General features: G+C 63.2%; 3 protein-coding genes. 1 reads left to right on the forward strand and 2 read right to left on the reverse strand.

Going from position 1 to position 9,745, the window contains the following annotated elements; translation table 11 throughout:
* Positions 1-213 precede the first annotated feature (213 nt).
* Both P3C29_RS09350 and P3C29_RS09355 read right to left on the reverse strand, forming a co-directional pair.
* Positions 214-1,698, reverse strand: a complete 1,485-nt coding sequence (locus tag P3C29_RS09350) for an efflux transporter outer membrane subunit (RefSeq protein WP_275964371.1) — start codon at positions 1,696-1,698, stop codon at positions 214-216.
* Positions 1,695-2,489 (reverse strand): LuxR family transcriptional regulator, encoded by a 795-nt coding sequence (locus tag P3C29_RS09355; protein ID WP_275964372.1) that lies wholly within the window; start codon positions 2,487-2,489, stop codon positions 1,695-1,697. The genes P3C29_RS09350 and P3C29_RS09355 overlap by 4 nt, the downstream gene beginning before the upstream one ends.
* A gap of 486 nt (positions 2,490-2,975) precedes the next feature.
* Between P3C29_RS09355 and P3C29_RS09360 the strand changes: the two genes are divergently transcribed.
* Positions 2,976-9,257 carry a non-ribosomal peptide synthetase gene (locus P3C29_RS09360; RefSeq protein WP_275964373.1) on the forward strand — a complete coding sequence of 2,094 codons (6,282 nt, stop codon included), beginning with the start codon at positions 2,976-2,978 and terminating at the stop codon, positions 9,255-9,257.
* The last annotated feature ends 488 nt before the right edge of the window (positions 9,258-9,745 follow it).

Raw genomic sequence — 9,745 nt, forward strand, 5'->3', positions numbered from 1 at the left:
GTAGGCCGCTGTGCTGTTGCTTTTGATTTTGATCTGACTGCCCCATTCAGCCCGAGGCCGAACGCAGGTGGTGCGGAGCGGGTAAACCGGCAGGACGCCGGTTTAGCCGCGCTGGGCCAAGGATGGCCCATCGCGGCGGCCCGCGGAGCAGCGCCGGAGTGAGGGAACACCGAGCCTTAGCGAGGTGCCGACAGGCGGGGCAGAGCCCTTTGCTTACTTTGGGGCTTTTCCAAAGTGAGTCGCTGTAAGAGCGAAACCATAAGTCGCCGTGACCGAAGAAACGGATATGCCCCCCGACCCCGCCCCATCAGCCCCCACATCCCACCCCCCACCCAACGCCGTATACAAATTCACCTCCGCCACCAACTGCGCCAACCGATCAACAATCAACGCCTGCTGCGAATTGAACAACGACCGCTGCGCATCCAGAAACACCAGATTACTGTCCACCCCACTGCGATACCGGTGCTGCGCCAGGTCGTAATACTTCTGGTTGGCCCGAACAAAATCCCGCTGCGCCGCCAGTTGATCGTTGTACGTTTGCCGCGCCGCCAGCCCATTCGAGACCTCTTGAAACGCCGTCTGAATCGACTTCTCATACTGCGCAACAAGGATGTTCTTCTGGATCTTCGCGTAATCCAGGCTGGCCCGCAGGCTGCCCGCATTGAAGATCGGCAGATTGATCTGCGGCTGAAACGCCCAACTCCCCGAGCCCCCCTGGAACAACCCCGACAAGTCCTTGCTGGAAGTGCCCGCGTTGGCCGTCAGCGTGACCGACGGAAAAAACGCCGCCCGCGCCGCGCCAATGTTGGCGTTGCCCGCCTGAAGCTGGTACTCCGCCTGGACAATATCGGGCCGCCGTTGCAGCAGGTCCGACGGCAACCCGGCCGGCACCCGGGCCAGCAGGTCGTCGGACAGCGGTCGTGCCGGCAGCGAATCCGGCACCGGCCCACCCACCAGCAACGCCAGGCTGTTGAGGTCCTGGGCGACCTGGCGCTGATAGCGGGCGATGCTCGCCCGCGTACTCTCGACGCTGGTCTGGGCCTGGATCACATCGATCGACGTCGCCTTGCCTGCGGTCTTGCTGCGGGACGTCAGGCGCAGGCTGTGTTCGTCCGAGGCCAGCGTCTGTTGGGCCAGGGCCAGCAGTTCCTGGTCGGCGCGCCAGGTCAGGTAGGCGTTGGCAACGTTGGCCACCAGGCTCAGTTGCGCACTGCGCCGGGCCTCTTCCGTGGCCAGGTATTGCAACATCGCCTGTTCACTGAGGCTGCGCACGCGGCCGAAAAAATCCAGCTCGTACGCACTCACGCCGAGCGTCGCCGAATAGGTGGAGGTGATCGCGGACTTGCCGGTACCGGTGGCGCGTCGCGGGACTTTTTGCCGGTTTTCGGCCGCCGTGGCAGACACCGCCGGGAACAGGTCCGCGCGCTGGATACGGTATTGCGCCTGGAACGCTTCGACGTTCAGCGCCGCCACCCGCAGGTCACGGTTGTTGACCAGCGCCTGGCCAATCAACTGCCGCATCACCGGGTCACGGAATAACGGTTGCCAGTCGGGCCCGGCGACCGTAGGGCCCACTTTGTCAGCGTTGTACTGCGGGTATTGCGCCGGCGTGGGCGCCTCGGGCCGCTGGTAATCCGGGATCAGCGAACACCCGCCAAGCACGCACACCACACCGAGCATGAGTTTTTTCATCATGCGCCAACCATCCATTTGGCCAGGCCATGCCGGCCACTGACACCCAGTTTGGCCGCCGCGCGCTTGAGGTAGGTTTCGATGGAGCTGTTTTTTACGCTGAGCTTCTCGGCCATCTGCGGCACGGTCCCACCGGTCAACAACCCCAGGCAAACCTCTTGCTCCCGCGCCGACAAGGTGATGTCACTGAGTGACAGGCGTTTATAGAATTCGCGCTGCAATTGCGACTGCTCCAACGGGGTTTTAGAGGGCTCGGGCGCCACCAGTGGTACTTGGCGGTTGATCTGCGCGTGGCGCTCCATCAACGGCAGCAAGGTCTCCGAAAGGCTCTTGAGAAACGACAGCTCGGCCAGGGAAAAGGCGCGTTGGGTGTGGGGCCGATAGAACGAAATCACGCAGCGCCGATTGGCCTGGCGCGAGACCAGGTTGCACTGATGGGAGGTGCCCCGGGCGTGGGTGCTGTTGGCCTTGGCATTCATCTGGATCAGCAGCGGGTCGTTCATGCCGAGCATTTTTTTCAGCAGCGGATGGTCGTCGCGGTGATGCAGGGTGCGCGGTGGTGGCAAGTCCTGCTTCAACCCATCGCTGCCAAGTAACTTGATATCGAACACACAGGCCTGGTGCTCGTCGAGGGTCCATTCACTGAGGTCCACCAGGTGCACCGGCACCAGCTTGTCGACCAGTCGCAGCATGTTCGCCGCAAAGTGTTCAGTGCCGGTACTGGAAATCAACTCCCCCAACTCGAAATAAAAATGCGGACTTTCCACATTCCGAATACTGCTGGTCAGACTCATAGCCATCTCATCCTTGATGTCGAAAACCGTCAACGGTTGCCCCGTACGTGTGCAGGCCTCCCGTTCTCCTTGAACCTGGGTCGGTGCTCGAGGCTTTATTTAGCCACGGGGATTTGTCCTACGTATGTAGCGGAAACGAGGGACACAACCTGCCATAAAAAACGCGCCATTATTTCGTCATGTCTGACAGTGAAATAAGGCGAGGGTGTGCGCCTCGAATATTTTAGAGTTTATTAACTATTTGAAATAAAACAGTTTTATTGGCTTTTGTGAAATTCGTCGGCAGTCAGGCATCGGCCAGATGTAGCCAATCTCCTACATTCATTTAATCGTTTCAGCACTGAACCATCAGCCAACCCCGGCGCGGTACCCGGCTGTCCGGGTTTCGGGTGACATACGGGCCTTGGGGGCGATGCTTAAATTCCATTGATTTCGCCTCAATGGGGCGTTGTGCGCCTTATCGACACCTCACATGAGAAGGATCTTATGACGTTTTTCCCCCTGACCGCCGCCCAGCGGGATATCTGGCTGGACCAACTGCGCCTCGGCGATTCGCCGCTGTACAACATCGGCGGTTATGTCGACCTCACAGGCCCGGTGAACCCCGAATTGATCCAGCGCGCCATTGAGCGACTGGTGGCCAGGCATGATGCGTTGCGTACGGTGTTGCAGGTGGCGGCCGATGGTTTTCCCCGGCAGGCGTTTGCCGAGGTGATGGCGGTATCGGTGCCACAGCATGACTTCTCGCGGCTGCCCGATCCCCAGGCTGCCGCTCAGGCCTTGCTGCAGGAGCAAATGGCCCGGGCCTACAGCCTGGTGGAGGAGCCGTTGTTCCGCTTCTTCCTGGTCAAGCTTGATGACTTGCATTACCGCCTCGGCACCCAGGCCCACCACCTGATTCTCGACGGCTGGGGCTTCGGCCAGATGCTGCAATCCCTGGCCGGTATCTACAGCGCTCTGGAGCAGGGCCGGCAACCGGACCTGTCGGCGCCGTCGTATATCGATTTCATCGACAGTGATGAACAGTATCGCGAGTCGCCCCGTTACGCCCGGGACCGCCGCTACTGGCTGGACAAATACCGGGTTCTGCCCGAGCCGCTGCTGACCCCCCGTTATCAGGCCAGGGGCCAGGCGCCGAGCAACACCCTGGTGGCGCCATTTCCGGCGGCGCTGCTCAACCGCATGGCGCGTGTGGCGAACCGTCACCAGGCCTCCGCGTTTCATGTGTTACTGGCCGCCCTGTACCTGTACTTCAGCCGCACCGGCCAGCGTCAGGAGTGGGTAGTGGGGCTGCCGATCCTCAACCGTTCCAATGCGCAGTTTCGTTCGACCCTGGGGCTGTTCACCCAGGTCAGTGCGGTGCGTTTGCAGTTCAGCGAAGACATGCCTTTCAGCGCGTTGGTGCGCGGTGTGCGGGACCAGCTCAAGCAGGATTTCCGGCACCAGCGCTTCCCGCTGAGCGAGATGAATCGCGAGCTGGGTTTGCTGCGCGCCGACCGTGGCCAGCTGTTCGACCTGTCGGTGTCCTATGAACAGGATGACCATGAGTTCCGCTACGGCCAGGCATCGGCCCGGGCGATCAAGGTGTCGAACCACCATGAGCCATTGCCCCTGGCGATTCACTTGCGCAGCAATCGCTACCACGACACGGCGTGCCTGCATTGCGTCTACAACGAGGCGTATTTCCAGCCGCACGAGGTGCAGGCCCTGGCCGAACGCCTGGTGTATGTGCTGGAGCAGGGGCTGGAAAATACCGAACTGACCCTGGCGGATTTCTCCCTGGTAACGCCTGAGGAAACCGCGCAGTTGCAACGCTGGAACGCCACTGCCCAGGCGTATCCTGCCGCGCAGACGCTGCACGGGCGTATCGAGGCCCAGGCCGCGCTGGCTCCGCAGGCGGTGGCGGCGGTGTATCAAGGCCGGCGCCTGACGTATGACGAGTTGAATCAACGGGCCAATGCCCTGGCCCATCAGCTGCGGGGGCTGGGGGTGAAGCCGGACGACCGTGTGGCGATCGTCGCCCGGCGCGGCCTGGAAACGCTGGTGGGGTTGCTGGGGATTCTCAAGTCCGGCGCCTGCTATGTCCCGATAGACCCGGCCCATCCCGCTGAGCGCCTGAACTACCTGCTTAATGACAGCGCGCCGGTGGCGGTGCTGACGCAGACGGAGTTGCTGGCGAGCTTGCCGGTATTGCAGGTGCCGGTCATCCACCTGGACCAGGCCACGGCCCGGTCGGCGAGCAACCCGCAGGTGGCGATGACGCCCGCCAACCTCGCGTATGTGATCTACACCTCGGGTTCCACCGGCCTGCCCAAAGGCGTGATGGTGGAACACCACACCGTGGCCAACCTGGTGGACTGGCATTGCCAGGCCTTCGACATGCACCCAGGCAGCCACACCGCCAGCGTGGCCGGTTTCGGTTTTGATGCGATGGCCTGKGAAGTCTGGCCGGCGCTGTGCGTGGGCGCGACCCTGCACCTGCCGCCGGCCCACGACGGCGCCGAAGACATCGACGCGCTGCTGGACTGGTGGCGCGCGCAACCGCTGGACGTGTGCTTCCTGCCCACGCCGGTGGCCGAGTATGCGTTCAGCCAGAACATCGAACACCCGACCCTGCGCACCTTGCTGATTGGTGGCGACCGCCTGCGCCAGTTCAACAAGGCCCGCCGTTTTGCGGTGATCAACAATTACGGCCCCACCGAAGCCACGGTGGTTGCCACCTCAGGGCTCGTAGAGGTCGGGCAGCCGCTGCACATCGGCAAGCCCATCGCGAATGCCACGGTCTATCTGCTGGATGAGCGGCAAAGACCGGTGCCCATCGGTGTTGCGGGCGAGTTGTACGTTGGCGGCCAAGGCGTGGCCCGGGGCTATTTGAACCGCCCGGAAATGACCGCTGAACGTTTCCTCGACGATCCTTTCAGCCCCGGCCGTATGTACCGCACCGGCGACCTGGCGCGCTGGTTGCCGGACGGCAATATCGAGTACTTGGGCCGCAACGACGATCAGGTAAAAATCCGTGGTGTGCGTATCGAGCTGGGTGAAATCGAATCCGCTGTGGCCGCCTATGAGGGCGTCACTGAAGCCGTGGTCCAGGTACGGGACGGGCAACTGCTGGCCTGGTTTACCGAACACACCGCGGTGGAGATCCATTCGCTGCGTGCCTGGCTGCAATCGCGACTGCCGGATTACATGGTGCCGCTCGCCTACGTAAAGCTGGACGCGTTACCGCTGACCGCCAACGGCAAGCTCGACCGCAAGGCCTTGCCCGCGCCCGGTGAGGAGGCGTTTGTCAGCCGAACCTACGAGGCTCCACAAGGCGCCATGGAAAATACCCTGGCGCAGATCTGGGCCGAGGTGCTGCACGTCGAACAAGTGGGGCGCCATGATCATTTCTTCGAGCTGGGCGGCCATTCGTTGTTGGCGGTTCAGCTAGTGCAGCGCATGCGCCAGGCCGGGTTGCAGGCGGATGTGCAGGTGCTGTTCGGCCAGCCGACATTGGCCGCGCTGGCGGCAGCGGTCGGCGACGGCGCGGGCTTCGATGTGCCGCAAAACCGTGTTCCTTCGGGCTGCACGACGATCACCCCGGACCTGCTGACGCTGGCCGAGCTGGACCAGCCGACGATCGAGCGTATCGTCGCCGCCATTCCCGGCGGCGCCCCCAATGTGCAAGAGATCTATCCGCTGGCGCCGTTGCAGGAGGGCTTGCTGTATCACCACATCACCGACGAGCGCGATCCCTATCAGCAACACGCAATGTTCAGCTTCGCCCGCCGTGACCAGCTGGATGCCTTCGCCCAGGCGCTGCAACAGGTGATTGACCGCCATGACATCTTGCGCACCAGCCTGGTATGGGATGCCCTTGAGCAACCGATGCAAGTGGTGTGGCGCGAGGCGCGCCTGCGCGTGGAACCGGTGAGCCTTGAGGGTGATTCAATCGTCGAGCAACTGCGCGAGCGTCAGCGCCCGCTGGATTTGCGCAAGGCCCCACTGATGGCCCTGGACTACGTTGAAGACCCGTTGAACCGGCGCTGGGTGGGCATGCTGCGCTTCCATCATCTGGTGAATGACGCCACGTCGACCCAGGTGCTGATGGCGGAAATCCAGGCGCACCTGCAAGGCCAGCAACAGCAACTGCCGGAACCGGTGCCCTATCGCAATGTGGTCGCCCAGACCCGTTCACCGGCACGCCAGGCCGGGCACGAGGCATTCTTCCGCGAGCGGCTGGCGGACGTCGACGAGCCGACCCTGGCCTTCGGCTTGCAGGAACGCCAGGCGGATCGCCACGAGACCGAAGAAGCCCATGTGCTGCTGCCCGACAGCCTTGGCCAGTTACTGCGTGAGCAGGCTCGCAGCCTGGGCGTCAGCGCGGCGAGCCTGTTTCACCTGGCGTGGGCCCAGGTACTGGGGCGCGTTTCGGGGCGTGACGACGTGGTGTTCGGCACCGTATTGCTGGGGCGTTTGCAGGCCGGCGAAGGTGCGGACCGTGCCCTGGGCATGTTCATCAACACCTTGCCGCTGCGGGTACGGCTGGCCGGATTAACGGTGCGCGAGGCGATCAAGGAGACGCAGCAGCAACTGAGCGCCTTGCTCGCCCATGAACAAGCCTCGCTGGCGTTGGCCCAGCGTTGCAGCGGCGTCACACCGCTGTTCAACAGCCTGCTGAATTACCGGCATGCCTCGGCCGAGGCGTTGCAGGCGCTGCAGCCCGGCATCGAATTGCTCAGCAGTGAAGACATCCTCAGCTACCCGCTGATGCTGTCGGTGGACGACCTTGGCAGCGCTTTCCGGCTCAAGGCCAAAGCGCCGCGCAAGGTCGGCGCGCAACGCCTGCTGGACTACCTGGGCACGGTGTTGTCGGGCTTGGTGGAGACGCCCGAAGCGCCGCTGTTCGAGGTGCAGGTGCTGCCCGCGACCGAACTGCAACAGCAACTGGTGGATTTCAACGCCACCGAAACCGATTACCCCGAGGAGCTGACCGTTCACGCCCTGTTCGAAGCCCATGCCCGGCACACCCCCCACGCGGTGGCGGTGCAGGCCGGCGAGCACCAACTGACCTACCGTCAGCTCAACGAACGCGCCAACCGCCTGGCCTATCACCTGCGCGAGCGCGGGGTGCAGCCGGACTCGCGCGTGGCGCTGTGTGTCGAACGCGGGCTGGACCTGGTGGTGGGGTTGCTGGCCATCCTCAAGGCCGGCGGCGCCTATGTGCCGCTGGACCCGGGTTATCCCCGCGAGCGCCTCGCTTACATGTTGCAGGACAGCGCGCCGGTAGCGTTACTGGTGCACGGCGCGACCCGCGAGTTGCCGGGGGAAGTGTCGATACCGGTGATCGACTTCGACCACTGCGCCTGGCACCAGGCGCCCGAGGGTAATCCTTTGGTGCCCGGCTTGAGCGTCGGCAACCTGGCGTACGTGATGTACACCTCCGGCTCCACCGGCACGCCCAAAGGGGTGATGATCGAACACCGTGGCCTGGGCAACCTCATGCACTGGGGTTCGCAACTGTGCCCGAATGCCGAGGGTGGCGCGTTGTTGCAGCGGGCGCCGTTCAGCTTTGACGGTTCGGTGTGGGAGCTGTTCTGGCCGCTGACCAATGGCATGCGCCTGGTTCTGGCACGCCCCGATGGTCACCGCGAGCCGGCGTATCTGGCGCAGGTGATTCGTGAGCAACAGATCAGCGTGATCAAGTTTGTGCCGGCGATGTTGCAGCAATTTCTGGAGCTGGAAGAGTCTGCGCTTTGCACCAGCCTCACCGACGTTTTATGCGGTGGCGGGGAACTGACCGAGGCCTTGGCCCGTGGAGTTCAGGCACGGTTGCCCAAGGTGCGCGTGCACAACGTCTACGGACCCACCGAGGCCACGGTAGACAGCAGCGCCTGGACCCTGGAACCGGGAGCGCCGGTACCAGCGGTGCAGTTGCCGATTGGGCGGGCCATCAACAATACCCGGCTGTATGTGCTGGACGCGCACGACCGGCCGGTGCCGATGGGGTGCAGCGGGCAGTTGCACATCGGCGGCGTTGGCGTGGCCCGAGGGTATCTGGGGCTGGCGCAGATGACGGCCGAGCGGTTTATCGATAGCTCGTTTGTGGCGGGGGACCGGTTGTATCGCACCGGGGATCTGGTGCGGTATTTGCCGGGCGGGAATCTGGAATTCCTGGGGCGTAATGACTTCCAGGTGAAACTGCGCGGGGTGCGGCTGGAGCTGGGAGAAGTTGAGGCGCGGTTGGCGGCGCACCCTGCGTTGCGGGAGGTGGCGGTGTTGATTCGGGATGAGCGGCTGGTCGCGTATTTCACGGTTCGTGAGACGGTGCCGAGTCTTGAAGCATTGCGGGTTTACATGGTGGAGGGGTTGCCGGAGTACATGGTGCCTTCGGCGTTTGTGCGGATGGAGGCGTGGCCGCTTAATCCGGCGGGGAAGCTGGATCGCAAGGGGTTGCCTGAGCCTGGGGTGGAGGCTGTTTTGAGTCGCGCCTATGAGCCGCCGCAGGGGGAGGTGGAGACGGTGATTGCGGGGGTGTGGGCGCAGGTGCTGAAGCTTGACCGGGTAGGGCGCCGGGATCATTTTTTTGAGTTGGGAGGGCATTCGTTGTTGGCCGTGGGGGTGGTGGCGCGGATGCGTAAGGCGGGGTTGGAGGTGGATGCTCGCTCGTTGTTCAGTCAGCCGACGGTGGTGGGGTTGGCGGGGGTTGTGGGGAGGCGGGTGGAGCGGGTGGAGGTGGTGCCTTCTGTGGGGATTCCGCAGTTGGGGCGGCGGCGCAGGATTTGAGCTTTTACCGTGTACATATCCGTTTCTGCGGTAACGGCCGCTATGGGTTCCGCTCTTACAGCGGGTCACTTTTGAAAAGCGCAAAAGTAACCAAAACGCTCTGCCCCGCCTGTCGGCACCTCGCCTAGGCTCGGTGTTCCCTCACTCCGGCATTGCTCCGCGGGCCGCCGCGACGGGGCGTCCCTGCGTTCGGCCTCGGGCTTATTGGGGCAGTCAGAGCCAGATCAAGATCAAAAGCAAGAGCACAGCGGCCTACAGGCCGGCTTGAGTGGTAGAAGCCACAGCAAAAGCCAGAGCGAAAGCCAAATCTGAAACTGATGCAGCTCTGCTTTTCTGTGGGAGCTGGCTTGCCTGCGATGCAGACAACTCGGTCTCTCAGGTACACCGAGGCGATGCCATCGCAGGCAAGCCAGCTCCTACAGTTGGACCGTGCCCGCTTTAGATTTTGATCTTGATGTTGCCTTTGCTTCACACCACTCAAGCCGGCC

Source organism: Pseudomonas sp. 1912-s, from assembly GCF_029269205.1.
Taxonomy (GTDB): domain Bacteria; phylum Pseudomonadota; class Gammaproteobacteria; order Pseudomonadales; family Pseudomonadaceae; genus Aquipseudomonas.

Coding starts and splice junctions, on each gene's coding strand:
- P3C29_RS09350 (WP_275964371.1), bottom strand. CDS start 1,698: ATGATGAAAAAACTCATGCTCGGTGTGGTGTGCGTGCTTGGCGGGTGT.
- P3C29_RS09355 (WP_275964372.1), bottom strand. CDS start 2,489: ATGAGTCTGACCAGCAGTATTCGGAATGTGGAAAGTCCGCATTTTTAT.